Below are 24,878 nucleotides of genomic sequence, written 5' to 3' on the forward strand. Positions count from 1 at the left end.
CGCTGCTCGCGTTGTTCATGGCCCCATGCAATCCGATGCCTCGGACATCGTGTTGAGGGGCGGGGCAGGTCTGTGGACAACCTCTGACGTGGTCATGGTCGGACTTATCCACAGGGCAAAGCGGAATTTCGAGATCCGCGAGATGGTCACCGCATGACGAATCACGGCGAACAGACCGGGACTCCCGGTAACGGTGACATCAGCGGGCAGAGGGGACGGCTCGGGCGAGAAGGGACCGCCGCGTCCGACGACTGGGAGGGGCGGCCCCACCCGAGGCACGACGACTGGGAGTGCCGGCCTCGGCCAGGGCACGACGAGTCCTTGGGACACGCGCCGGTGCCCGACTCGGCGGGCGCGCTCATGCGGCACGCGCCGGTGCCCGACGACATCACCCCTCTCTCGGGGCGCGGCGAATCCGGGGCGTACACGGGACACGGCACGGCTGCCGGCCCCGGCGGCGAGCAGCAGGTCATGCTGCGAACCCCGGCCGAGCTCGCCGACGCCCTGCCGTATCTGCTCGGCTACCGCCCCGAGGACAGCATCGTCCTGGTCGCGCTGCACGACCGCGAAGCGAAGGGGCGGTTCGGCGGGCGGGCGCGGCTCGGCATTCCGCCCCAGCAGGACGACTGGCCGTCCGTGGCACAGCAGCTGGCCCACGGACTGGTGACCGGCAGCGAGCGCCGGGGCGCCAAGCCGGAGAGCATGGTCGCGTTCCTGTGCCAGGACCCGGTCGGCGGCGAGTCGGCGCGCGATGTCATGGAGCGCCTGCGGCCGCTGGCCCAGCTTCTGCGCAGGGCCTGCGGCGCCCTCGACGTCCCGGTGGTCGAGGCCCTCTGCATCTCCGACGGCCGCTTCTGGTCGTACTGCTGCCCGGGCAACGGATGCTGCTCCCCGGAAGGCGAGGCGATGGGGCTGCCGGGTACCTCCGTACTGGCCGCCGCCGCGACCTACGCAGGCCTCCAGGTGCGCGGCACCCTGAGGGAGCTGCGGGCGCGGCTCATGCCCTGGGAGACCGCGGCGGCGTTGGAGCAGGAGACCGCGCTCGACGCCGCCCAGGCCGCCCTCGTCCCGCGCATCCTGGAAGCGGAGAGTCGCGCGGACGTGGCCGAGGAGACGCTCGCGGTGGTCCAGCGAGCCATGGAACGCCTCGCGTCCGCACCTACCGTGCCCGGCGCCCTCGAAGGGGACCTGCGCGACGACGAGCTGATCGGTCACGCCGACGCCGCGACCATGATTCTGGGCCTCCAGGACAGGGCGACCCGGGACCGTGCCGCCGAGTGGATGGAGGGCGACGAAGCGGGTCCCGCCCTCCGGCTCTGGCGCGCACTCGCCCGCCGCTGTGTGGGCCCCTACGGAGAACACGCCGCCGCTCCTCTCACCCTGGCCGGCTGGGTGGCGTGGTCCACCGGTGACGAACTGGAGGCGCGCGAAGCTCTGGCCATGGCCCTTGCCGCCGACCGCGACTACCTCTTCGCCCGCCTCCTCCACCAGGCCTGCAACGAGGGCCTCGACCCCGAGTCGATCCGCCGCTGCCTCCGCGCGGAACGCAAGGGGCGACAGTTGCCGACGGCCGGGGCGGGTTCGGTCGCCGAACGAGGACTGGGGGTCGCGGAACAGTGCGGCGGGGCAACATCCTCTGTTGGCACGCTCTCCGGTGAGGAGGCACTCCTGGCCTCCACGCCACCCGGTGAGGCGACATGCGGAGGCGCGGCGTCGCCCGGTGAGGCGGTATCCGTGGACAAGCCGTGCGGCAGCGGCTCCCGGCGTCGACGCCGGTCACGGTCGCAGCGGAGCTTGGACAGGCCCGCCGGCCGGCGATCACCTGGTGGTACGGCCCAGGCAGGGCGTCCGCGTGCGACCGACGGGCCCTCCCCGGGTGGCCGCCGCCCTGGGCGTTCCGCCGACGGCACCGGCAGCCGATCCCGGGCCCGCCGGGCCGCCGACGGCCAGGGCACGAAGCCGGAGGGGGAGGCATGAGGACACCTGCCCGGCCCGAGGCCACCCGCGCCGGCAGCACGCGCCCACACGCCGCCCCGCCCCGGAACCCACGCTCCCGGTCGCCGTTCCGTCCGCTTGCCCATGAGCGGCCGTGCCCCGAAGACGCTTCCTCATGAGCGGCCGTGACCGGAGACGCTTCCCCATGAGCGGCCGTGACCCGGAGTGGAGCCGCTCCGTTCACCTGAGTGGCGGTATCCCCGGCTTGCCCTCGCCGCCACACCGTCCCGCCACCCCGCCAGTGCCGCCACCGCCGTTCTCCACCAGGTGCCGAGCGCACTCCACGCGCACCGACCGCAGAAGAAGCCACTCCATGTCCCTGCCTTCCTTGCCCGACGCCTACGACGACATCCCGTCATTCGGCAGGCTCCGTCAGCCCACCCCCCGCAACCGCGGTGGCGACGGCAGCGCGACTGCGCGCCCGGAGATCCGCAGCCCTTCGTCACCCACCGTCGGTGTGCGCCCAAGGCTCCCGAGCGACGCGACATCCCCCGCGACCGGCACGGCTGCCCCCAAGCCACCAGCCTTCACTCCTGCGGGCAGCCAGGCTCCGACCCAGCCGTCTCTTCCTGGCCAACGGCGCCCTGTGGAGTTGCCCCCTGCTCACACCTCGTTGATCTGCGTGGCTCTGCCCGGCCTCGCGATCTCCGGTGAGCACGGTCAGCTGACCGGTGAAGGACTGGAGGGCTTCTACCGCGCGGGGCGGCGCATGCTCTCCCGCTGTCAGATCCGTGTAGCCGGCCGGGAACCCCTTCCCGTTCAGGCACGGATGGTCGCGGCCGACCGAGCCCGCTTCGTGGGGACGCTGCGCGTCTCCGCCGACGCCGGCCCCGACCCGGATGTCATGGTCGAGCGCACCCGCCACGCCGACGGCACCGAGCGGATCACCCTGCACAGCACGGCCCGCCGCCCACTGCGTCTGCCCGTCGAGGTCTCCCTCGGCACGGACCTCGCGGAACTGGGCGCCGTCGCCTCCGGCGGCGCCGGGCCCGAGCTGCCCGCCAGCGTCCGTGACGCGGGCCTGCGCTGGTCCTGCGCCTCCGGTCACTCGACCGTCACCGCCTCCCCGCCCCCCGCCGACGCGCTGGCCTCCGCCGGACTACTGCGGTGGGAGTTGGAACTGCCCCCAGGCGGCTCGCGCAGTGTGGAGCTACGGGTACGGCCGGACGGCGCGGGCCCCATCAGACCGGTGGGACGCGGCGCCACGAGTCCCCTCGCCCAGGCGGAGGCGGCGGGAGACGACCCTGGGGCCGGGCTGCTGCTGCGCACCTGTCTGGAAGACCTGGAAGCCCTACTGCTGCGTGACCCCGCGAACCCGTCCGACACCCACCTCGCGGCGGGCGCACCCTGGCGCTGCGGCATGGCGCCGGCCGACGCGCTGATCGCGGCTCGCATGACGCTGCCCCTGGGTACGCGTCTGGCGGCAGGCACCCTGCGCACCCTTGCCCGTACCCAACTCGCGGGCAGCGCGGCCCAGTCGGGCATGATCCCCGGCCCACGGAGGGACGCGGGCCCTCACCTGCCGCCGGGCTGCACCGGCACTGAGGCCACCCTCCTCTTCCCCGTCCTCCTGGCCGAGGCCCGGCGCTGGGGGCTTCCCGAGCAGGAGGCCGAGGAACTGCTGCCGGCCGCCGAACGCTGCCTGCGGTGGCTGCGGACCACCGTGGGAGACGGGACCTATCTGCCCGACCCACGCCCCGGCGGGCCGCTGCGCTGCGAGACCCAGGCACACGCCCACCGAGCGGCGTTGCTGGGCGCCGACCTGCTCGACGCGTACGGCCGACCCGGAGCGGACGAGTTGAGGGAATGGGCGATACGGCTGCGTTCCCGATTCCAGGCGGACTTCTGGGTCGAGGACCGTGGCGGCGGCAGACCCGCCGCCGCCCGCACCCCGGACGGGCGCCTCGTGCCGTATCTGGGCGCGGTCACCGCCCACCTTCTCGACACGGGGCTGCTCGGCGGCGGCCGTCAGGCTCCGGGCCTGCTCGACAAAGTGCAGACCGAACAGCTCGCGCGGCTGCTCGGAGGCCCGGCCATGGACTCCGGCTGGGGGTTGCGGAGCCTCGGCGCGAAGGAGGCGGCCTACAACCCGTTCGGGCATCGTGGCGGTGCCGTGCGGGTCCAGGAGACGGCGATCGCGGTCGCCGGGCTCGCGGCGGCGGGCTATGAGAAGGAGGCGAGTTCGCTGGTGCGGGGGGTGCTGGCGGCGGCAGAGAGCTTCGGCCACCGGCTCCCGGAGATGTACGCGGGAGAGCAGCGCACGGCGGGTGGCGCACCACTGCCGCATCCGGCCGCCTGCAGACCGGCCGCGACCGCGGCGGCCTCGGGTGTGCTGCTGCTCGCCACCCTCGTCGGCATCCGGCCGGACGCCCCGGCCGGCACGGTCACGCTGCGTCCGGTGAGCAGCGCGCCGCTGGGTGAGATCGGCCTGACGGGCCTGCGCGTGGCCGGCGCCCCGTTCGCCGTACGCGTCAGCAGGCTGGGGCTCGCCATGGTCGAGGAAGCGGCCGACGGTCTGCAGCTGGGGGTGTGACCTCGTCGGACGCTTGATCGACGGCGCCCTGTGCGGATATCGCCGAGGTGACCGGCGGATCGTGGGGCAGGTGCGGGGCGGAAGCGGATCAAGAAGGGAAGCGACCACTGAAGGGAGTGTTTATCGTCAGGAAGACGACTATGATCGCGGCATGCCCTACGACCCGTCGGACTACCCGCCCTTCGCTGTCACCGTCGACCTGGTCGTGCTGACCGTCCGCCGCCACGCGCTGTGCGCGCTGACCGTGCGGCGGGGCGAACAGCCTTTCCAGGGGCGATGGGCGCTGCCCGGCGGCTTCGTACGGCCCGACGAGGATCTGGCACAGGCCGCCGCGCGGGAGCTGTCCGAGGAGACGGGGCTGACCGCTCACGACCCGTCCACCCCCGCGCAGGACAACGGAGCGCACCTGGAGCAGTTGGCGACCTATGGCGACCCGAAGCGCGACCCGCGGATGAGGGTCGTCAGCGTCGCCCACCTCGCACTAGCCCCCGACCTGCCCGCGCCCCGCCCGGGCGGCGACGCGAACAGCGCGCGCTGGGCGCCCGTCGAGGAGTTGCTCGCGCAGGGGGGTTACGGGCACGACGGAGAGCCGGTGGCCCCGCTGGCCTTCGACCACGCGCAGATCCTGGCGGACGGTGTGGAGCGTGCTCGCTCGAAGATCGAGTACTCTTCGCTGGCAACCGCTTTCTGCCCGCCGGAGTTCACCGTCGGTGAGCTGCGCCGGGTCTACGAGGCGGTCTGGGCCGTGGCGCTCGACCCGCGCAACTTCCACCGCAAGGTGACGGGCACGCCCGGGTTCCTGGTGCCGACCGGTGGCACGACCACCCGGCAGGGCGGCCGTCCCGCCCAGCTCTTCCGCGCCGGCGGTGCCACTCTCCTCAACCCGCCGATGCTCCGCCCCGAGGTCTGACGAGGCGCACGCCAAGGAGCCGAGGTGTGTCCGGCCGCTGTGCCCGCTGCCTCGAAGTGAGCCGCGAGGTGCCCGGAAAACCGGACATACCGCGCTATCTTGCTTCGGGTGATCCAGGCCATCGGATTGACCAGCATCCCCCGCAAGGAGCTCCCGCCCGCCGTCGACGACGTGTCGTTCGAGGCGCACTCCGGCCGCGTCACCGCACTCCTCGGCGCGTCGGGTGCGGGCAGGACGACCGTGCTGAAGCTGATGCTCGAACTCCAAAAGGGCCGCGGAATCACCTACTTCAGAGGCCGCCCCCTGCACCGCATCGCGCACCCCCACCGTGAGGTGGGAGTACTGCTGGGCGAGGTCCCCGGGCATCCGGCCCGCACTGTCCGCGGTCATCTGCGGATGCTGTGCGCGGCCGCGGGACTGCCCGTGCGTCGGGCCGACGAAGTCCTGGAGGTGGTGGGCCTGGTCAGTCTGCGTGACGCCCGCCTGGGCACCCTCTCACGGGGCATGGACCGCCGACTCGGACTTGCCTGCGCGCTGCTGTCCGACCCGCACACCCTCGTCCTCGACGAGCCCGCGCACGGGTTGTCCGTACGGGAAGCCCGTTGGGTGCACGGGATCATGCGGGCGCACGCGACCCAGGGCGGCACCGTCCTGTTCACCACCGGCGATCCCAAGGAGGCCGCGCGGATCGCCGACCGGGTCCTCACCCTCGAACAGGGCCGACTCGTCGCCGACCAGGACGTGGCCGACTTCTCCCGCACTCGCCTCCGCCCCCGAGTCGCCGTCCGCACCCCGCATGCCGCCCGCCTGGCCGCTCTGCTGACCAAGGAGGCACGGACGGCACGACGTTCCGTGGAGATCGTCCGGGAGGGCGGCAACCGGCTCTCGGTGTACGGCAGTACGTGCGCGGAGATCGGCGAGACCGCGTTCCGGAACGGCATCCTCGTCCACCAACTCGCCGACGAGATCGGCGACATGGGGCCGTTGCCGGTGGCAAGCAACCCCTCCGGGCACCCTGACCCCTCCGGGCACCCTGACCCCGCCGTGCACCCTGACCTCTCCGGGCTCCCGGATCCCAACAGACACTCAGGACCCACTGAGCACGCCAGCCCCTTTAGGCACTTTGGCCACATCAACAACACCGACCACGACGAGAACAACACGGGTCACAACGAGAACACCGACCACGACGAGAACAACACGGGTCACAACGAGAACACCGGCCACGACGAGAACACCGGCCACGCCGACAGCACCGGTCACGGCGACAACACCGATCAGGCCGACAGCACCGATCACGGCGACAACATCGACCACAGTGACAACACCGAGGTTCGGCGGAGTCCCGCCCCCCACTCGCCCCGCTCGGTCGAGGCCGACGCGCTGCCCGTGCTGCCGCCGCCCATCACCGTCCGCTCCTTGCCCAACCCGCTGCGTCCGCTGCGGTACGAGTTGCGCCGTGCCACGGGGGTCGCGACCGGCTATGCGACGGCCGCCGTCGTGCTCGTCGTGTCCGCGGTCATGTCCGTGGTGCTCGCCAGGATCGGGCACACCCCCCAGCCGCGGCTGCTGGCCGCGTGGCCGCGTGAGCTTCCGCTGCCACCCGCGGCCCTCGGGGCGGGGCTGCTCGGCGCGATCGCCTTCGGCGACGAGTTCCGCTACCCCGCTCTGGCCGTGCATGGCGGCCCCGTACCTCGCCGTCTGGGGCTGCTCGCGGCGAAGCTCCTCGTCTCGGCCGTCACCGGGCTGCTGATGGCGCTGCTCACCGTGGGGTGTGACCTGGAGGTGCTCTACCTCCTGCACGGCCCGGAACTCATCTCCGTCCCCGGCGACTGGCTGCCACTCGGTGCGAGTTGGCTCGGCCTCGTCGTGGGGTGCGCCTGGGCCGGGGTGCTGGGGGCAGGGGTCTTCCGTTCGGCGAGCGCAGGGCTGGCGGCCGTGGTCGCCGTCCCCCTCCTCGTCGTACCCCTGCTGCAGAAGGCACTGGGGGGGCCGGCTGTGCGGCATGCGGTCGGCTTTCCGATGCGGCTGCGCGAGCTGCTGCTGGCGCAGTGGCCGTTCGGGGGCGAGCGCTACGTCGAGGCGCTGGCGCGGATGCTCGTCCAACCCGAGGGCGGGGCGCTGCTGTTGTCGCTGACCGCTCTGCTGGGGGCCTACCTGCTCACCACCGCGCGCAGCCGGGTCCGATGATGATCACCCTCACTCTTTCGTGCTCACCCTCCGTGCTCTTCCGTCGCCGCAATGTGCACAACTCCTCGTAGAACGCCCATTTCTTTCCGATAAGGCGTCAATTGCGACGGGGTGAGCGATCACCCTTTCGTGTGCTTTTCACCAAAGACCTCAAGGGAGTTGAGAACGCAGCCGACAAAGGATGCGTGAGTACCCTTGCGCACACCATGATGACCGCCGCCCGCTCCGCCGACTCCGGCCTCGCAGGACCGGGCGAACTCGACCGCTACCCCTTCGCCGAGCACCCCGGCGTCGACCGTGTCGGCATCCCCTCGTGGGACGGCGCGGACCCCGAGCTCGGGCGCGCGGGCCGTCGCGCCGCCGGGAGCCGCGGACGCGGGCTGCACGGACAACTGGTCCAGCAGCTCGGCCAGATGATCGTCTCCGGTGACCTGGGGGCGGACCGCCCCCTCGTCCCCGAGGAGATCGGTCAGCGGTTCGAGGTCTCCCGCACCGTCGTCCGTGAATCCCTCCGCGTGCTGGAGGCGAAGGGGCTGGTCAGTGCCCGCCCGAACGTCGGCACGCGCGTCCGCCCGGTCAGCGACTGGAACCTGCTCGACCCCGACATCATCGAGTGGAGGGCCTTCGGCCCCCAGCGCGACGACCAGCGGCGCGAGCTCAGCGAACTGCGCTGGACGATCGAGCCCCTCGCCGCCCGCCTCGCCGCCGGGCACGGTCGCGACGACGTCCAGCAGCGGCTCGGCGACATGGTCGAGCTGATGGGCCACGCCATGGCGCAGGGCGACGCGCTGACCTTCTCCCGCGCGGACGCCGAGTTCCACTCGCTGCTCATCCAGGTCGCGGGCAACCGCATGCTGGAGCACCTCTCCGGCATCGTCTCGGCGGCGCTCCAGGTCTCCGGCGGTCCCGCGACCGGCTGTGACCGGCCGGGCGAGTCGACCCTCGTGCACCACGCCCGGATCGTCGACGCCCTCGCCGCGGGCGATGGAGGGGCGGCCGAGACGGCCATGCGGCAGCTGCTGACGGTCCACCCCGAGGTCGAACGTGTGGTGCCCGCGCCCCGCGAGCACTGAGGGCACGCCCAGCGCGCCAGGTGCGGCACGGCCGTGGTGCGCCCCCTCGGTGACCCTCGTCGACCGACGAACCGTGTGCCGCCGGACCCCATCGGATCCTTCCGGGATTCGGCGGGGTCGGGCGGCACGACGGGCCGACGGACCCGGGTCGGACGCGGGCCCGCGCCCTGGTCGCCGCCGATAACTCGAGACGACCCCAGGCGATCATGGCCGCACGACCGACGACCGACGACCGACGACCCACGGCGCACGGCCCACCACCCCGACTGGCGCGGCAGGGATCTCAGGATGACCAGCCCATAGCCCGGCGGCCTGGTCGCCCGTCGCCCGTCGCCCGCCGCCCTCACCCGTATCGCGTCGGCCCCGCCCGTCGCCCGTCGCCCCCACCCCTCGAAACAGGACCGTGACCCTCCGCGAGAGCGGCGAACCCCCGATGTGGAGTTCGTTCGGCAATCGTGCGGGTACACAAGGCATTAGCACCGGTCGTGGCCTTGCTCGACCACCTCTGGCCGTGTCTGACCGCTTTTGAGCGCTTACGGGGTGTGACTCGGGCCACGCAGATTGGGCGTAACGCTCGCGGGAACAACGCGATGACCTAAGAGGTGACTGCCGCGGAGGGAATACGGACGCCGTTCAGGGCGCTGTGCATCTTCCCGGCCCCCGCCCGCACCGTCGGCCCATCCCCAAGCCGGTGGTCGGCTCCTGTCCGCTGTGGACGGGGCCGGAAGCCGTTTTCCAACGTTCCGAGAGGTTGTTCGTGTCGGCCAGCACATCCCGTACGCTCCCGCCGGAGATCGCCGAGTCCGTCTCTGTCATGGCGCTCATTGAGCGGGGAAAGGCTGAGGGGCAGATCGCCGGCGACGATGTGCGTCGGGCCTTCGAAGCTGACCAGATCCCGGCCACTCAGTGGAAAAACGTACTGCGCAGCCTCAACCAGATCCTCGAGGAAGAGGGTGTGACGCTGATGGTCAGTGCCGCGGAGCCAAAGCGCACCCGAAAGAGCGTCGCAGCGAAGAGTCCGGCCAAGCGCACCGCCACCAAGACGGTCGCGGCGAAGACGGTGACCACCAAGAAGGCCACCGCCGCGACCGCGCCGGCGGCACCCGCGGCCGAAGCCTCCGCCGAGGACGCCGCACCCGCCAAGAAGGCCGCCGCCAAGAAGGCGACCGCGAAGAAGGCGGCCCCCGTTAAGAAGACCGTCGCCGCCAAGAAGACGGCGGCGAAGAAGACCACCGCCAAGAAGGACGACGTCGAGCTGCTCGACGAGGAAGTCCTCGAGGAGACCCCCGGCGGCAAGCCCGGTGACGAGCCCGAGGGCGCCGAGAGCGCCGGTTTCGTCCTCTCCGACGAGGACGAGGACGACGCGCCCGCCCAGCAGGTCGCCGCCGCCGGTGCCACCGCCGACCCCGTCAAGGACTACCTCAAGCAGATCGGCAAGGTCCCCCTGCTCAACGCCGAGCAGGAGGTCGAGCTCGCCAAGCGCATCGAGGCCGGTCTGTTCGCCGAGGACAAGCTGTCCAACGCCGACAAGCTCGCCCCCAAGCTCAAGCGCGAGCTGGAGATCATCGCCGAGGACGGCCGCCGCGCCAAGAACCACCTCCTGGAGGCCAACCTCCGTCTGGTGGTCTCCCTGGCCAAGCGCTACACCGGCCGCGGCATGCTCTTCCTGGACCTCATCCAGGAGGGCAACCTCGGTCTGATCCGAGCCGTCGAGAAGTTCGACTACACCAAGGGCTACAAGTTCTCCACGTACGCCACCTGGTGGATCCGTCAGGCGATCACCCGAGCGATGGCCGACCAGGCCCGCACCATCCGTATCCCGGTGCACATGGTCGAGGTCATCAACAAGCTCGCGCGCGTGCAGCGCCAGATGCTCCAGGACCTGGGCCGCGAGCCCACCCCGGAGGAGCTGGCCAAGGAACTCGACATGACCCCGGAGAAGGTCATCGAGGTCCAGAAGTACGGCCGCGAGCCGATCTCCCTGCACACTCCGCTGGGCGAGGACGGCGACAGCGAGTTCGGTGACCTCATCGAGGACTCCGAGGCCGTCGTCCCGGCCGACGCGGTCAGCTTCACGCTCCTCCAGGAGCAGTTGCACTCCGTCCTCGACACGCTCTCCGAGCGCGAGGCGGGCGTTGTCTCCATGCGCTTCGGTCTCACCGACGGTCAGCCGAAGACCCTCGACGAGATCGGCAAGGTGTACGGCGTCACGCGTGAGCGCATTCGCCAGATCGAGTCGAAGACGATGTCGAAGCTGCGCCACCCGTCCCGCTCGCAGGTCCTGCGCGACTACCTCGACTGAGTCGCCAGCGGCCCCGCCCGCGCGACAGCATCGAAGGCCCGGTTCCCTCGAAGGAGCCGGGCCTTCGGCGTGGGCGCGGCATGCGGCGGCCCGCCAGGTGGATAACTCTGGGTGTGCCATCCATCTCTCGGAGTCAGGAGCGCGCATGCGTCCAACCATCGCCCGACTGCTGGCCCTGACGGCCGCCACGGCCGTCATACCGCTGGCAGGACCTCGGACCGCGTCCGCCGATGTCGTCATCGGCGGTCATCCCGTCGAGATCTCCCAGGCGCCCTGGACGGTGGCGCTGTCCAGCCGTGACCGGTTCGGGGGTACGAGAGCCGGGCAGTTCTGCGGCGGCGTCGTGGTGGGCCCCTCCACGGTCATGACAGCCGCCCACTGTCTCAGCGAGGACGTGCTCGGGGGGCCGCCGGGAGGGCTCTCCGATCTGAAGGTCATCGCGGGCCGCGCCGATCTTCAGTCGAACGCGGGGCAGGAGATCCCGGTGAGCGACACCTGGGTCAATCCGCTGTACGACGCCGACACGAACGCCGGTGACTTCGCCGTGGTCACCCTGGCGACGCCGCTCCCCGGGAGTTCCGTCCTCCCGTTGGCGGGAGCCGGCGATCCGGCGTACGCGGCGGACACGGCCGCCGCGGTCTACGGCTGGGGCGACACCACGGGCGCTGGGGACTACGCGCAGAGCCTGCGGGCCGCGACAGTCCGGGTGCTCGCCGACTCCGAGTGTGAGCGGGCCTACCCCGGCGGAGCGGAGGGCCGGTACCGGGCCGACTCCATGGTGTGCGCGGGGGAGCTGAACGGCGGCCGGGACGCCTGCCAGGGGGACAGCGGGGGGCCGCTCGTCGCCCAGGGGAAGCTGATCGGGCTCGTGTCGTGGGGCAGCGGCTGCGGGCTGGCCGGAAGCCCGGGGGTGTACACCAGGGCCTCCTATGCGGCCCAGGTGCTGGCGGAGAGCCGCTGAGGGATCTGCTGAGCGCCGTACGCCTGAGGGAGGGCTGACGCCCTGCCCCGTGGGGCCGCGTGGCTGTACGGCGCATCGCCACCAAGCGCAGTACCGCCACGGTGCCGTGCCGGGCCGCGGAACGAGAGCGGGCGGCCACCCCGTGTGTGCGGGAGTGGCCGCCCGGTCACCGGCCTCGAGCCGGTGTCGGCTCGTCGTTGGTGCGAAGCGTCAGCGTTCGTCGTTTTCCGCGGTGGCGGGAACGGACGTCAGCCGCTCCGTCTCGTCCTGTATCTCCGCGGCGATCTTCTTGAGCTCAGGCTCGAACTTACGCCCGTGGTGGGCGCAGAACAGCAGCTCTCCGCCGCTCAGCAGGACGACGCGCAGATATGCCTGGGCGCCGCAGCGGTCGCATCGGTCAGCGGCCGTCAGCGGGGTCGCGGGGGTCAGAACAGTAGTCACGTCGCCTCTTCTCTAGCTCGACGAGCTGTCGTACCAGGGTCAACATCCAACCAGGCCGAAAACGTTCCCGCTCGCGGCTTTTCCTCGAAAAAATCTTTCCAGGCCGGCTGTCTGTTGCCGGTTGGCGGCGAATGAGCCGTAGTGCGTGTCTTCGTGTCGTACGGGTTCGCGCTGTCTGTCGGTGGTTCTGGTGGTTGCTCTCTCGGTTGTACGGTCCTCCCGGCTGGGTTGCCGGTTGTTCATGAGGACGTGCCCGGAGCCTAAATGGTTCATGCCTCGAAGGGAACGTGATATGTACTTCACCCCATCGAGGGATCGAACACGCATGCGAGCCTGGACTACCCTGAGTCTCCGGCGAGGGTGGCGTGACAACGGCTCTACCAGGGCTCGGTACCCTCGGACCGGCAACAGAGCCGGGCCCCTTACCCAAAAGGGCCTCACCTGAAATTCAGCGAGGAGCGAACCGCGTGACCGCCGAGACGTCCGTGCCGTCCACTGCGCTGCTGACCGGAGCAGACCGGGACGGTTCCAACTACACCGCGCGGCACCTGCTCGTCCTCGAGGGGCTCGAGGCCGTGCGGAAGCGCCCGGGAATGTACATCGGCTCGACCGACAGTCGCGGTCTGATGCACTGCCTCTGGGAGATCATCGACAACTCCGTGGACGAGGCCCTCGGAGGCTACTGCGACCACATCGAGGTGATCCTCCACGACGACGCCTCCGTGGAGGTCCGGGACAACGGCCGCGGCATCCCCGTCGACGTCGAGCCCAAGACCGGCCTGTCCGGCGTCGAGGTCGTCATGACCAAACTGCACGCGGGCGGCAAGTTCGGCGGCGGCTCCTACGCGGCCTCCGGCGGTCTGCACGGCGTGGGCGCCTCCGTGGTGAACGCGCTTTCGGCTCGCCTGGACGTCGAGGTGGACCGCAGCGGCCACACGCACGCCATCAGCTTCCGCCGCGGTGTGCCCGGCGCCTTCGCGGCCAACGGCCCGGACGCGAAGTTCGAGGCCACGAGCGGGCTGCGCAAGACCAAGCGGATCCCCAAGACGCGCACCGGTACGCGCGTGCGCTACTGGGCCGACCGCCAGATCTTCCTCAAGGACGCCAAGCTCTCGCTGGAGAACCTCCACCAGCGCGCCCGCCAGACCGCCTTCCTGGTGCCCGGCCTGACGATCGTCGTCCGTGACGAGTACGGGCTCGGCGAGGGCGGAAGCAAGGGCGAGGAGTCCTTCCGCTTCGACGGCGGCATCAGCGAGTTCTGCGAGTACCTGGCCACCGACAAGGCCGTCTGCGACATCCTCCGCTTCACCGGTGAGGGCACCTTCAGGGAGACCGTCCCCGTCCTGGACGAGCACGGTCAGATGACCCCCACCCAGGTCACCCGGGAACTCGGCGTCGACGTCGCGCTGCGCTGGGGCACCGGCTACGACACGACGGTCAAGTCGTTCGTGAACATCATCGCCACCCCCAAGGGCGGCACCCATGTCGCCGGCTTCGAACAGGCCGTGGCGAGCACGATGAACGAGGTGCTGCGCGCCAAGAAGATGCTCCGGGTCGCCGAGGACGACGTCGTCAAGGACGACGCCCTGGAAGGTCTGACCGCCGTCGTCACCGTGCGGCTGGCCGAGCCGCAGTTCGAGGGCCAGACCAAGGAGGTCCTCGGGACGTCCGCGGCCCGCCGTATCGTCGCCCAGGTGATCTCCAAGGAGCTCAAGGCGTTCCTGACCTCCACCAAGCGGGACGCCGCCGCTCAGGCGCGGGTCGTCATGGAGAAGGTGGTCGCGGCCGCGCGTACCCGCATCGCCGCACGTCAGCACAAGGACGCGCAGCGCCGGAAGACCGCGCTGGAGTCGTCGTCGCTGCCGGCCAAGCTCGCCGACTGCCGCAGCGACGACGTCGACCGCAGCGAGCTGTTCATCGTCGAGGGCGACTCGGCGCTCGGTACGGCGAAGCTCGCCCGGAACTCCGAGTTCCAGGCGCTGCTGCCGATCCGCGGCAAGATCCTCAACGTCCAGAAGTCGTCCGTGACGGACATGCTCAAGAACGCCGAGTGCGGCGCGATCATCCAGGTCATAGGGGCCGGGTCCGGGCGTACGTTCGACATCGACGCGGCTCGGTACGGCAAGATCATCATGATGACCGACGCCGACGTGGACGGCTCCCACATCCGGTGCCTGCTGCTGACGTTGTTCCAGCGGTACATGCGGCCGATGGTCGAGGCGGGGCGCGTCTTCGCCGCGGTGCCGCCCCTGCACCGGATCGAGCTGATCCAGCCGAAGAAGGGCCAGGACAAGTACGTCTACACGTACTCCGACCGGGAGCTGCGCGACAAGCTGCTGGAGTTCCAGAGCAAGGGGGTCCGCTACAAGGACTCCATCCAGCGGTACAAGGGCCTCGGCGAGATGGACGCGGACCAGCTGGCGGAGACGACGATGGACCCGCGGCACCGGACACTGCGGCGGATCAACCTCTCGGACCTGGAGTCCGCCGAGCAGGTCTTCGACCTGCTGATGGGCAACGACGTCGCCCCCCGCAAGGAGTTCATCTCCAGCTCGGCGGCGACGCTGGACCGGTCCCGTATCGACGCGTGAGCGCTGCGCTCGCCCGGCCGCGCGTCGTGCCGAGGGTGAGCAGTGTCCCGGGGTGTGCGGCCGTTCCGCCGGGCGTCGACCTCGCGCTTCGGAGTCGGCCTGTGCTTCACCTGATGGGGTGAAGATTGGCGAAGGGCATCGGCGGGGGTCGTCGGGGTCTGTCCATGCTTGGGCATGCAGTCAAGTACCGGCCGGTCCCGCCGTCGCGCGGGTGGTTCCGAGAGCGTGGTCGAGGGGCGGGGGGCGGCCCCGGCGGACGTGCGGTTCGATGATCCCTGGTATGACGCGTTGGCCTCCGGGTGGGGAGAGGTGGACGGCACGGGAGGGGCGCCGTCCGCCGTGCCCGCGGCCCGGGAGGAGGGACGGGCCGCCGGCGATGTGTACGTGGAGGTGCAGCGCAGCGCCGCCTTCCAGGAGGTCCGTCGCCGGTACCGGAGATTCGTCGTCCCCGGAGTCGCGGTCTTCTTCAGCTGGTACGTGGGCTACGTGGTCACGGCGACCACCGCGCCGGGGCTGATGGCGCGGCCCGTGGCGGGCGCGGTCAACGTGGCGATGCTGGCGGGGCTCGGGCAGTTCCTCACGACGTTCCTGCTCACCTGGGCCTACGCCCGCCACGCCCGGCTGCGGCGGGACCGGGCGGCCCTCGATCTGCGGTGGGACACCCAGGAGCTGACGCGCGGAGCCGTAGGGGGCGACCGATGACCGGGAACCATCAGACCCTGGCCCTGCTGCTGTTCAGCGCGTTCATCGCGGTCACCCTGGGGATCACGACCTGGGTCAGTCGCAACCGGCATGGTTCGGCGGAGGAGTTCTACGCCGGCGGGCGGTTGTTCTCGCCGATGGAGAATGGTTTTGCCATCGCCGGCGACTACATGTCCGCCGCGTCCTTCCTGGGCATCTCCGGCCTCATCGCGCTCTTCGGGTACGACGGACTGCTGTACTCGGTGGGCTTCCTGGTGGCCTGGCTCGTGGTGCTGTTCCTGGTCGCCGAACTGGTGCGCAACTGCGGGCGGTTCACGCTCGCCGACGTGGTCGCGGCGCGGATGAGCGAGCGGCCGGTCAGGATCGCGGCGGGCACCTCCTCGGTCACCGTGTCCGTTCTGTACCTGGTGGCGCAGATGGTGGGGGCGGGCACCCTCGTCGCGCTGCTGCTCGGCGGCGAGGGCGAGGCGGCGCGGGCCTGGACGGTCATCGGCGTCGGCGCGCTCATGGTCGTCTATGTGTCGCTGGGCGGGATGCGGGCCACCACCTGGATTCAGATCGTGAAGGCGGTCCTGCTGATGGGCGGGGCGATCGCGTTGACCGTGCTCGTCCTGGTGCGGTTCCACGGAGACTTCGACCATCTGCTGCGGACGGCCGCCGAACGCAGCGGCCACGGGGCCGACTTCCTCGCGCCGGGACTGAAGTACGGCGGGGACTGGACCGCCCGGCTCGACTTCATCAGCCTCGGACTCGCCCTGGTGCTGGGCACGGCCGGGCTGCCGCACATCCTGTCGCGCTTCTACACGGTGCCCACCGCACGCGCGGCGCGTCGCTCGGTCGTGTGGTCGATCGGGCTCATCGGCGGCTTCTACCTGATGACGATCGTGCTGGGCTTCGGCGCGGCCGCGATCGTCGGCCCCGAAGCCGTTCGAGCCTCGAACGCGGCCGGGAACACGGCCGTTCCGCTGCTCGCGCTCGAACTGGGCGGCGGAGCGGGCTCCACCGGCGGAACGGTTCTGTTCGCGGTTGTCGCCGCCATCGCCTTCGCGACGATCCTCGCGGTCGTCGCCGGCATCACCCTCGCCTCGTCGGCCTCCGTGGCCCACGACCTGTACGCGTCACTGCGGCGCCGGCGCTCGAAGCCGTACAGCGAAGTGGCCGTGGCGCGTACGGCCGCCGTCGGGATCGGGGCCGTCGCCATCGCGCTCGGGCTGCTCGCCCGCGACCTCAATGTGGCCTTCCTCGTCGGGCTCGCCTTCGCCGTCGCCGCCTCGGCCAACCTGCCCGTCCTGCTGTACTCCCTCTTCTGGGGCTCCTTCACAACCCGCGGCGCCGTGTGGTCGGTGTACGGCGGGCTCGTCCCGGCGGTGGTGCTGGTGCTGCTGTCGCCGGTGGTGTCCGGAAGCCCCGAATCCCTCTTCCCTGGCGTCGACTTCCAGTACTTCCCGCTGCAGAACCCGGGCGTGGTCTCCATCCCGCTGGGCTTCGCCGCGGGGTGGCTGGGCACGGTCACCTCCGCCGAACCGCCGGACGAGGCGAAGCACGCGGAGACCGAGGTGAGGTCGCTGACGGGCGCCGGGGCGGTCTGACGGCCCTTTCGGGGCGTCCGGCGGGCGTCTGGTGGGGTGTCCGGCGGGCGTCCGGCGGGCGTCCGGCGGGCGTCCGGTGGGGCGCTCGGTCGAGGCGGGAGAGGCCGGTGGGGGAGACGGGCTCCCGAGGGCTCAGGGGCGCGTCGCCCATTCGTAACGGTGTTCCGGGCGGCCCGCGTCGCCGTACTTGAGGGTGAGCCGGGCGCGTCCGGTGCGTTCCAGGAGCTTCAGATAGCGTTGGGCGGTCTGGCGGCTCAGGCCGGTCCGATCGGCGATCTCCTGCGCGGACAGCGGGCGTTCCGCCGTCATCAGGGCCCGGCGTACGACCTCGGTCGTGGTGGCGGAGTGCCCCTTGGGCAGGTCCGGCTCACCGCCCGCCGAGAGCGCGCCGAAGATCCGGTCGACCTCCGCCTGCTCGGCCTCGCCGCCTCCGTCCAGGGTGCGCCGCAGCTCCGCGTACGCCTCCAGCTTGGCCCGCAGCCCCGCGAACGCGAACGGCTTCACCAGGTACTGCAGGGCGCCCTGCCGCATCGCCGCCTGGACCGTGGAGACGTCCCGTGCCGCCGTCACCATGATCACATCGGTCTGGTGGCCACGTCTGCGCATCTCCTGGACGACCATGAGGCCCGTCTCGTCCGGGAGGTAGTGGTCAAGGAGCACCAGGTCCACCCGGGGCAGCTTCTCCAACTGCTCCAGCGCGTCCGCCGCGTTGTGCGCCACGCCCGCCACCCGGAAGCCGGGGACCTTCTCCACGTAGGCGGCGTTCACCCGGGCGACTCTCAGGTCGTCGTCCACGACCAGGACCTCGATCATCACGACTCCTTCTCGGTGGCCGGGACGGCTGCTCCCGGCTCAAGCGGGGTACCCGGGCGCGCGTCACGGCCCGCCGTCGGCTCGTCGTGCGGGCCGGCTCCCTCGTCGGGGGCCGTAGACGTAAGCGCCGACGCGGACGATTGCGTCACCAGCCCCGGCTCCGCCAGGGCCTCCGGCAGGACGACCGTGAACTCGGCGCCGCCGCCCTCGGCCTCGGTGACCCGGGCGCTGCCTCCCTGCCGCTCGGCGAGCCGGCGCACCAGGGACAGCCCGATGCCGCGTTCGCGATGGGCCGGGGGAGTCTTGGTGGACCAGCCCTCGGTGAAGATCAACTCCCGCTGTTCGGGCGGGACGCCGGGCCCGGTGTCGCGTACCCGGAGGATCGCGGTGCGTCCCTCGGCCCACAACTCGACCTCCACGCGCGCGTGGAGGGTGCCCGCGACGGCGTCGAGGGCGTTGTCGACGAGGTTGCCGACGATGGTGACCAGTCCACGGGGATCGATCAACCTGTCCGGCAGCGGGTTCCCCCCGGTGACCGTCAACGCCACTCCGCGCTCGGCCGCCACGGTCGCCTTGCCGACCAGCACCGCGGCGAGCAGCGGATCGTGGATCTTCTCGGTGACCTGCTCGGCGGTCGCCCGGTGGTCGCCGACCACCTCACCGACGAACTCCACGGCCTCGTCGTACATCTCCAGTTCGAGCAGGCCGAGGAGGGTGTGCATCCGGTTGGCGTGCTCGTGGTCCTGGGCGCGCAGAGCGTCGATCAGTCCGCGCGTGGAGTCGAGCTCGCGCCCCAGCTGCTCCAGCTCGGTGCGGTCGCGCAGGGTGGCCACGGCGCCGCCGTCGTCCGTGGGCATCCGGTTGGCGACCAGGACGCGCCGCCCGCGGACGGTGAGCAGATCGGTGCCGGTGACCCGGCCGGCCAGCACATCGGTCGTGCGGCCCGGGCCGAGCGCCTCGTCGAGCGACCGGCCGACCACCTCGTCGCCCAGCCCGAGGAGGCGCTGCGCCTCGTCGTTGAGGAGGCGCACGCGGCCCGCGCGGTCCAGGGCGACCACACCCTCCCGGATGCCGTGCAGCATCGCCTCGCGCTCCGCGAGGAGCGCCGCGATATCGGAGAAGGCCAGGTCACGGGTCTGCCGGTGAACCCGTCGGGAGATCAGGTACGCCGCCAGCGCGCCGACCGCCATGGCCCCGCCCGCGTACGCGAGCAGCCCGGGGATCGCGTGGATCAACCGGGCGCGCACATTGTCGTACTCGATGCCGACGGAGACGGCGCCGACGATCCTTCCGTCGGCGTCCCGCAACGGCACCTTGCCCCGGGCGGACCGCCCCAGGGTGCCCGAGTCGATCTCCATGACCTCGTTCCCCGCGAGGGCGCGGCGCGGGTCGGTCGAGACGAGGCCGCCGATCTCGGTGGGGTCGGGGTGGGACCAGCGCACCCCGCGGTCGTCCATCACCACGACGTACTCGGCGCCGCTGGCCCTGCGGATCCGCTCGGCCTCCACCTGCACCGGCCCCTTCACGGACGGCTCGGTCCTGACCAGGTCCTCGGCGATCTGCGGCTGGGCCGCCGTGGTCTGGGCGATCGCGAGGGCGCGGCGCATCGCCTGGTCGTCCAGCTGGTCGCTGAGCGGTGCGAGGAACAGCCCGGTCGCGAGGACGGCGACACCGGCGGCGATCGCCACCTGCATCAGCAGGACCTGCGAGAACACCCGCCGCGGCATACCGAGACGCAGGCGACGTGCGGGGGGAGTGGGGCTCATACACCTGACCGTACGTGGACGGCGCGCGCCGGACGTAGAGGGGTGTGGCGGGTATCTCAGGGAGGCGCGGGGGCGTGGTGGGGCGCGAAGGGCGGGCCGGGCGCGGGTCGGTCTAACCGGCGAGCGCCGCCGGCACCAGTTCGCGTACGGCCGTCACGTCCATGCGGGCCGGGGAGCCGAGAGGAGAGCCGCAGCTCTCGGGGCGGGGCGGCTGGGCCGCGCCCTGGGCGACGGTGACGTTCCAGCGGCGGCCGTCGACGTGGGCGACGGTGACCTCCCAGCGCGGGGCGGCACCGTCCGTGCGCAGGACGGTCAGGGCGTCGGCCGCGTCCTCGCCCGTCGCCGCGCGCACCGCCAGCTCCGCCGCCTGGCCCGGGCGCTCCCAGGCGGAGTTCCCACGGCAGCCCTCGGTGACGATGCGCCCTTCGCGTACGCCGTGGAGCACCTCCTTGACGTGGTGGGCCTCGGCGCGGCCGTACACGTAGCCGGAGGGGAGGACGAGGAGGGTGGGCGAGAAGCGGTGGCCACCCAGATGGGTGACCTCCCAGGTGCCCTCGACACCGGAGGCGGCCAGCTCGGCGGCGAGCGGCCGGCCGAGGAGGGCGCAGCAGCGGTCGCGTTTGCCGTTGGTGCACACGAGCGCGAGGGGGTGGCCGGTGTGGGGCCGGCCGTCCAGGGCCGCCTCGAAGGTGCGGGGGTCTCCGTCGCCGAGCGCGGCGAAGTCGAGGTCGAGCAGGCGCTCCGGGTCGGTCGTCGTGGCGCTGTGCAGCCAGACGTTCCCGGGGACCGTGTGGGCCATGTACACCCGGCGCTCATGGACCTCGCGGCAGTCCGCGTGGCGGCCCGGGCGACGGATGAGCGCCACGCGCACGCCGGTGCCCGCGGTGGCGGCTTCGAGGGCGCGGCCGAGCGCGGGGTCCAGGTGGCTCGACGTGAGCGCCTGGGCACCCCAGGGGCCCGGCTGTTCCAGCAGCAGCCATGTCCTCGCCGTGGCGGCGGTCCCCGCGAGAGGCTCGGCGAGGTGTCGGGACGCGGATGTGCACGTACTCACAGAGGTGAGCCTAACCTGACTTCGGCCCGAGCGCCTTCGGCCGGGCCGAAGGGGCGTGCTCCGGGCCCGCGAGCCCCTCCCCGGTTGATTCGGCGGACCGCACGCCCCCGCGGTTCCGGCCGTGCTCATTCCGGCAGCGGCTGGGGTGGTCGCACCCCCACGTACTGGCCGCTCGGGCGCATCCGCAGGGGGCGCTCGCCGTACTCCTCCAGCGCGTGGGCGATCCAGCCCGCCGTGCGGGCGATGGCGAAGACCGTCTCGCCGGCGGTGGGGGGCATGCCGAAGGAGGCCGTGAAGACCGCCAGGGCCAGGTCGACGTTGGCGTGCAGGGGGGTGTGCCTGGCGGCGGTCGACACGATGTCGCGGGCGGCCGCGAGGGCGGGCGCCGCCTGGGGGATGTCGGCCAGGAGCGCGAACAGGGCACGCGCGCGTGGGTCCTCGCCCGCGTAGAGGCGGTGACCGAGTCCCGGGATGCCGCGGCCCGTCCGCAGCTCCTCCGCGATCACCGGGACGGCGCTGCCCTGGTCCAGCACATCGGTGAGCAGCCGGTGGGCGAGAGCGCTGGCCGAACCGTGCAGCGGGCCTTCCAGGGCGCCGAGCCCCGCGGAGACGGCCGCGTACGCGTGGGCGCGGGCCGAGGCGGCGACGCGGACCGCCAGGGTGGAGGCGGCCAGGTCGTGGTCGGCGAGCAGCCCGAGCGCCGTGTCGAGCACCCGCAGGGCGGCTTCGTCGGGCGCGCGGCCGCTGAGCCGTGCCCAGAGGCGGTGGGCGAGTGGGCCGGTGTCGCGATGGCCGCGCGAGGACAGGGGGAGGGCGGCGACGAGGGTGGGGATGAGAGTGCGCGCCGTGCCGAGCACCGCCTCCTCGGAGAGGTCGAAGCGCAGGGGGTCGGCGGCAGCCGCGGCCACCGCCGCGACCCGCAGCCGGTCGACGGGGCCGCTGTGCTCCGGCAGCGCCTCGACCGCGCGGCGGGCGGCGGCCACGGAGGTCTTGGGGGCGGTGAAGGCGGCGCCCGGCCGCGGCACACCCGTCCACAGCCACTCGGCGACCTCTTCGTAGGAGTGGCCCGCGGCGAGTTCGGCCGCGTCGACGCCGCGGAAGTAGTAGCGGTCGTGCTCGATGAGAGTCAGCCGGGTGCGGACGGACAGCTCGCCGCCGCCGGTCGAGGGGACGCCGCTGGCCCGCCGGTTGCGGCGCGCGAGTGCCGCGACCTCCTCGGCGTCGAAGGTGCTGCCCCGTCCGGCCGCGTCCCGGCGGCTGCTGAGCTGGCCGCGGCTCACGTACGCGTACACGGTCTCCGGCTTCACGCCGAGCAGTTCGGCGGTCTCCTTCGTGCTGAGCCGCCGCCCGGGGCGGGCGGAGGTCTTCGCCGGGTTCGTCGATGCGTGCGCGCCTTGCTCCGTCATGGGCGTCACCGTATCCATAGAGCTGGGACATTGATTCAATCAACATTGACAGGGATCTAGTCAAGCATGGACAGTCGAATCAAGTTCAAGGAGGAGACATGCCGATCAACAGGGCCGCGACCACCTCCGTCGACGTTCCGCGAGGACTCGCGGGCGCCGTCGTCACCGACACCTCATTGGGTGACGTCAGAGGGCAGGAGGGCTTCTACCACTACCGCCAGTACTCGGCTGTCGAACTCGCGCAGACCCGCGACTTCGAGGACGTCTGGCACCTGATGATCCACGGCGACCTGCCGGACGCCGCGCGGCGGGCCGCGTTCGCCGCGGAGATCCGCCCGCTGCGCAGGCTGCCCGACGACGTACGGGTCGCCCTGCCCGCGATCGCTGCGGCGAGCGTCCACTCGGGACCGCTCGCCGGGCTGCGCAGCGCGCTGTCTCTGCTCGGCGCCTCGAAGGGCTTCCGTCCGGTGTACGACCTCGACGAGGACCGGCGCCGCGCGGACGCCCTCGCGGCCTCGGCGGCCGTGCCGACGCTGCTCACGGCGCTCTACCGGCTGGGCCGCGGACTCGATCCCGTCGAGCCGCGCGACGATCTCCCGTACGCCGCCAACTACTTGTACATGTTGACGGGCGCGGAGCCCGACCCCGCGTATGCGCGCGCGATCGAGCAATACTTGATCTCAACCATTGACCATGGATTCAATGCATCAACCTTCACGGCACGAGTGATCGCCTCGACGGGCGCCGACGTCGCGGCCTGTCTGGTCGGGGCGGTGGGCGCGCTCTCCGGCCCCCTCCACGGCGGTGCCCCCAGCCGCGCCCTGGACACGCTCGACGCGATCGGCAGCCCGGACCGCATCGACGCCTGGATCCGCTCACGCGTCCTCGCCGGCGACCGCATCATGGGTTTCGGCCACCCCGTCTACCGCACGGAGGACCCCCGCTCCCGCATGCTGCGCGGCATCGCCGAACAGTTCGGCGGACCGCGCGTCGCCTTCGCGGTGGAGGTCGAACGGCAGGTGGAGGCCATCCTCGCCGAGCTGAAGCCGGGCCGCGAACTGCACACGAACGTGGAGTTCTACGCGGGCGTGGTCATGGAGCTGTGCGGGTTGCCCCGCGAGATGTTCACGCCGACCTTCGCCGCCGCCCGCGTCGTCGGCTGGAGCGCCAACATCCTCGAACAGGCCCGGGACTCGAAGATCATCCGCCCGGCGGCACGCTATGTGGGCCCGGTGCCCCCGGCGGCCGTACCGCTGATGGCCTGACGAACGAGGGCCCGGCACCACGGGGGAGTGCCGGGCTCGTCTGGTGCGCACCCTCACAGGAGCGCGACCGTCTCACGCATCCGGGATGTCGGATTTGGCGCGGACGAGAGTCTCGCGCGAGATGATCACGATGCGTTCGTAGGGGGCGCGCGCCGCGTCGGGCGGCAACTCGCCGTCGAGGTCGGCGGTGGCTTCGGTGCCGATGACGGCGAAGCTGCCGTCGCTGAGTTCGAAGATGTCGGGGCAGGTCTGGCCCGAGGCGCTGCCGCGCTCCCGGGGCGAGGCGCCAACTCGACGCACGATCTTCAAGTCCGGTCCTAGAGGCATTCGAGCGAGTGGGCCCACCGGGGCGCCGCGCGAGTTGATGACCCATGGTGCGTCCGGTCGGTTCATGAGCGGGCCCAGGATGCTCATGAACGGGCTGCTGCCTCGGGTGGGGATCTGCAGCCCTACGCCGCACATGCAAGGACCTGAGCAGGAGGATCTTCCCGAGCAGGATGCGCAGAGATTACCGGTCCCCGTGGTCCAACGTCTCTCCGCTTCACAGGACTTGAGGGTGAATCACTCGTGCGGCGGTTGCCCGATGACCCACCACTCGTCTCCGTCGTCCCGGTCCTCGGCCAGACGGTCCATCTCCTCGACGAGACCGTTCATCATGTCGCCCAACGCCGCCTCCTCCGACGTGTCGGGCAGGCTGTCCCGATGGTGACGTGTGGCCGCCCAGTACTCCCGGAAGATCGTGTTGCGTGCCATCACCCGCAGGTGCCCGTACAGCTCGCTCAGGCTGAGGGCACCGATGCGGTGGTAGTAGAGCGCGTTGACGTACAGGGCGTTCGCGAAGAGGTACTGACGCTGCCGCTCCGGAGGGACCTCGGTCTCGTAGGTGTCGAGCACGGCTGCCAGGGCCGGGTCCTCCATGGCCTTGCACAGCAGGTCGAAGTGGAGCCGGTGCTGTTCGGCGAGCGCGGCGTGTCTGCGCTGCCGGGTGCCTTTCTCCGTCAGGGCCTGTGCGGCCGAGGTCAGCCGGTCCCGGGCGGCGGAGCCCAGCCTCCGTATCCCAAAGTTCTGTGTGGCCATGTCAACCCCCGGTTCAGGCGTCCATCCGCCGGTCGTCGGGTACGGGTCGACAGGATGGGGACCGGCGAGCGGTGGGCGGCGCGCTTGCCGTCTCCCAGTGTCGCCGAGCGGCCCTGGTCGTCCGGGAGGCGGAGAGGAGGCGCACGGAAGGATGTGCGGGTGTCAGAAACCAGCGCCATGCCCACCGTGTGCCCTACGGGCGCCGCTGACAAT

Annotated in this window: 18 protein-coding genes; 11 read left to right on the forward strand and 7 right to left on the reverse strand. The window is 71.7% G+C overall.

From position 1 onward, the window contains the following. Nucleotides 1-153: 153 nt before the first annotated feature. From ACZ4Z2_RS06385 to ACZ4Z2_RS06415, 7 genes are all read left to right on the forward strand, one after another. Nucleotides 154-1,977, forward strand: coding sequence for a DUF4192 domain-containing protein (locus ACZ4Z2_RS06385; RefSeq protein WP_468072961.1), 1,824 nt, complete (start codon nucleotides 154-156; stop codon nucleotides 1,975-1,977). Between the two features lie 640 nt (nucleotides 1,978-2,617). Continuing rightward, nucleotides 2,618-4,528, forward strand: coding sequence for a glycogen debranching N-terminal domain-containing protein (locus ACZ4Z2_RS06390; protein WP_468072963.1), 1,911 nt, complete (start codon nucleotides 2,618-2,620; stop codon nucleotides 4,526-4,528). A gap of 151 nt (nucleotides 4,529-4,679) precedes the next feature. Beyond that, nucleotides 4,680-5,438: an NUDIX hydrolase gene (locus tag ACZ4Z2_RS06395; RefSeq protein ID WP_468072965.1), complete on the forward strand. Its 759-nt coding sequence runs from the start codon at nucleotides 4,680-4,682 to the stop codon at nucleotides 5,436-5,438. 108 nt (nucleotides 5,439-5,546) lie between these two features. Beyond that, a complete protein-coding gene (locus tag ACZ4Z2_RS06400) occupies nucleotides 5,547-7,628 on the forward strand; it encodes an ABC transporter ATP-binding protein (RefSeq protein ID WP_468072967.1) in 2,082 nt (693 codons plus the stop codon). Nucleotides 7,629-7,813: 185 nt separating this feature from the next. Beyond that, on the forward strand, nucleotides 7,814-8,701 hold the full coding sequence (locus tag ACZ4Z2_RS06405; RefSeq protein WP_468072969.1) for a FadR/GntR family transcriptional regulator: 888 nt from the start codon (nucleotides 7,814-7,816) through the stop codon (nucleotides 8,699-8,701). Nucleotides 8,702-9,458: 757 nt separating this feature from the next. Next, nucleotides 9,459-11,003 carry an RNA polymerase sigma factor gene (locus tag ACZ4Z2_RS06410; protein WP_468072971.1) on the forward strand — a complete coding sequence of 515 codons (1,545 nt, stop codon included), beginning with the start codon at nucleotides 9,459-9,461 and terminating at the stop codon, nucleotides 11,001-11,003. Between the two features lie 145 nt (nucleotides 11,004-11,148). Further along, nucleotides 11,149-11,964 (forward strand): serine protease, encoded by an 816-nt coding sequence (locus tag ACZ4Z2_RS06415; RefSeq protein WP_468072973.1) that lies wholly within the window; start codon nucleotides 11,149-11,151, stop codon nucleotides 11,962-11,964. A 210-nt stretch (nucleotides 11,965-12,174) separates the two neighbouring features. On the opposite strand, the gene ACZ4Z2_RS06420 is transcribed toward ACZ4Z2_RS06415, so the two are convergent. Then, nucleotides 12,175-12,405, reverse strand: coding sequence for a DUF7455 domain-containing protein (locus tag ACZ4Z2_RS06420; RefSeq protein ID WP_468072975.1), 231 nt, complete (start codon nucleotides 12,403-12,405; stop codon nucleotides 12,175-12,177). Nucleotides 12,406-12,872: 467 nt separating this feature from the next. Between ACZ4Z2_RS06420 and ACZ4Z2_RS06425 the strand changes: the two genes are divergently transcribed. From ACZ4Z2_RS06425 to ACZ4Z2_RS06435, 3 genes are all read left to right on the forward strand, one after another. Further along, on the forward strand, nucleotides 12,873-14,996 hold the full coding sequence (locus ACZ4Z2_RS06425; RefSeq protein WP_468072977.1) for a DNA gyrase/topoisomerase IV subunit B: 2,124 nt from the start codon (nucleotides 12,873-12,875) through the stop codon (nucleotides 14,994-14,996). Between the two features lie 174 nt (nucleotides 14,997-15,170). After that, nucleotides 15,171-15,698 carry a DUF485 domain-containing protein gene (locus ACZ4Z2_RS06430; RefSeq protein WP_468072979.1) on the forward strand — a complete coding sequence of 176 codons (528 nt, stop codon included), beginning with the start codon at nucleotides 15,171-15,173 and terminating at the stop codon, nucleotides 15,696-15,698. Beyond that, nucleotides 15,695-17,287, forward strand: coding sequence for a solute symporter family protein (locus tag ACZ4Z2_RS06435; RefSeq protein ID WP_468072981.1), 1,593 nt, complete (start codon nucleotides 15,695-15,697; stop codon nucleotides 17,285-17,287). The genes ACZ4Z2_RS06430 and ACZ4Z2_RS06435 overlap by 4 nt, the downstream gene beginning before the upstream one ends. Before the next feature lie 132 nt (nucleotides 17,288-17,419). Here ACZ4Z2_RS06435 and ACZ4Z2_RS06440 read toward each other — a convergent pair whose 3' ends face one another. The 4 genes from ACZ4Z2_RS06440 to ACZ4Z2_RS06455 form a co-directional block, all read right to left on the reverse strand. After that, on the reverse strand, nucleotides 17,420-18,100 hold the full coding sequence (locus tag ACZ4Z2_RS06440) for a response regulator (protein WP_468072983.1): 681 nt from the start codon (nucleotides 18,098-18,100) through the stop codon (nucleotides 17,420-17,422). Then, on the reverse strand, nucleotides 18,100-19,866 hold the full coding sequence (locus tag ACZ4Z2_RS06445; protein WP_468072985.1) for an ATP-binding protein: 1,767 nt from the start codon (nucleotides 19,864-19,866) through the stop codon (nucleotides 18,100-18,102). The genes ACZ4Z2_RS06440 and ACZ4Z2_RS06445 overlap by 1 nt, the downstream gene beginning before the upstream one ends. 112 nt (nucleotides 19,867-19,978) lie before the next feature. Then, nucleotides 19,979-20,917, reverse strand: a complete 939-nt coding sequence (locus tag ACZ4Z2_RS06450; protein ID WP_468072987.1) for a sucrase ferredoxin — start codon at nucleotides 20,915-20,917, stop codon at nucleotides 19,979-19,981. A gap of 125 nt (nucleotides 20,918-21,042) precedes the next feature. Next, nucleotides 21,043-22,323, reverse strand: a complete 1,281-nt coding sequence (locus tag ACZ4Z2_RS06455; RefSeq protein WP_468072989.1) for a citrate synthase — start codon at nucleotides 22,321-22,323, stop codon at nucleotides 21,043-21,045. A 98-nt stretch (nucleotides 22,324-22,421) separates the two neighbouring features. On the opposite strand from ACZ4Z2_RS06455, the gene ACZ4Z2_RS06460 reads away from it, so the two are divergent. Beyond that, nucleotides 22,422-23,588: a citrate synthase/methylcitrate synthase gene (locus tag ACZ4Z2_RS06460; RefSeq protein ID WP_468072991.1), complete on the forward strand. Its 1,167-nt coding sequence runs from the start codon at nucleotides 22,422-22,424 to the stop codon at nucleotides 23,586-23,588. A gap of 72 nt (nucleotides 23,589-23,660) precedes the next feature. Here ACZ4Z2_RS06460 and ACZ4Z2_RS06465 read toward each other — a convergent pair whose 3' ends face one another. Beyond that, nucleotides 23,661-23,897, reverse strand: coding sequence for a hypothetical protein (locus tag ACZ4Z2_RS06465; protein WP_468072993.1), 237 nt, complete (start codon nucleotides 23,895-23,897; stop codon nucleotides 23,661-23,663). A gap of 252 nt (nucleotides 23,898-24,149) precedes the next feature. Next, the gene (locus ACZ4Z2_RS06470) at nucleotides 24,150-24,665 is read right to left on the reverse strand and encodes a DUF6082 family protein (RefSeq protein WP_468072995.1); all 516 of its coding nucleotides are present in this window, start codon (nucleotides 24,663-24,665) and stop codon (nucleotides 24,150-24,152) included. Nucleotides 24,666-24,878: the final 213 nt, after the last annotated feature.

The sequence above is a fragment of the Streptomyces sp. NPDC030183 genome (assembly GCF_055573455.1).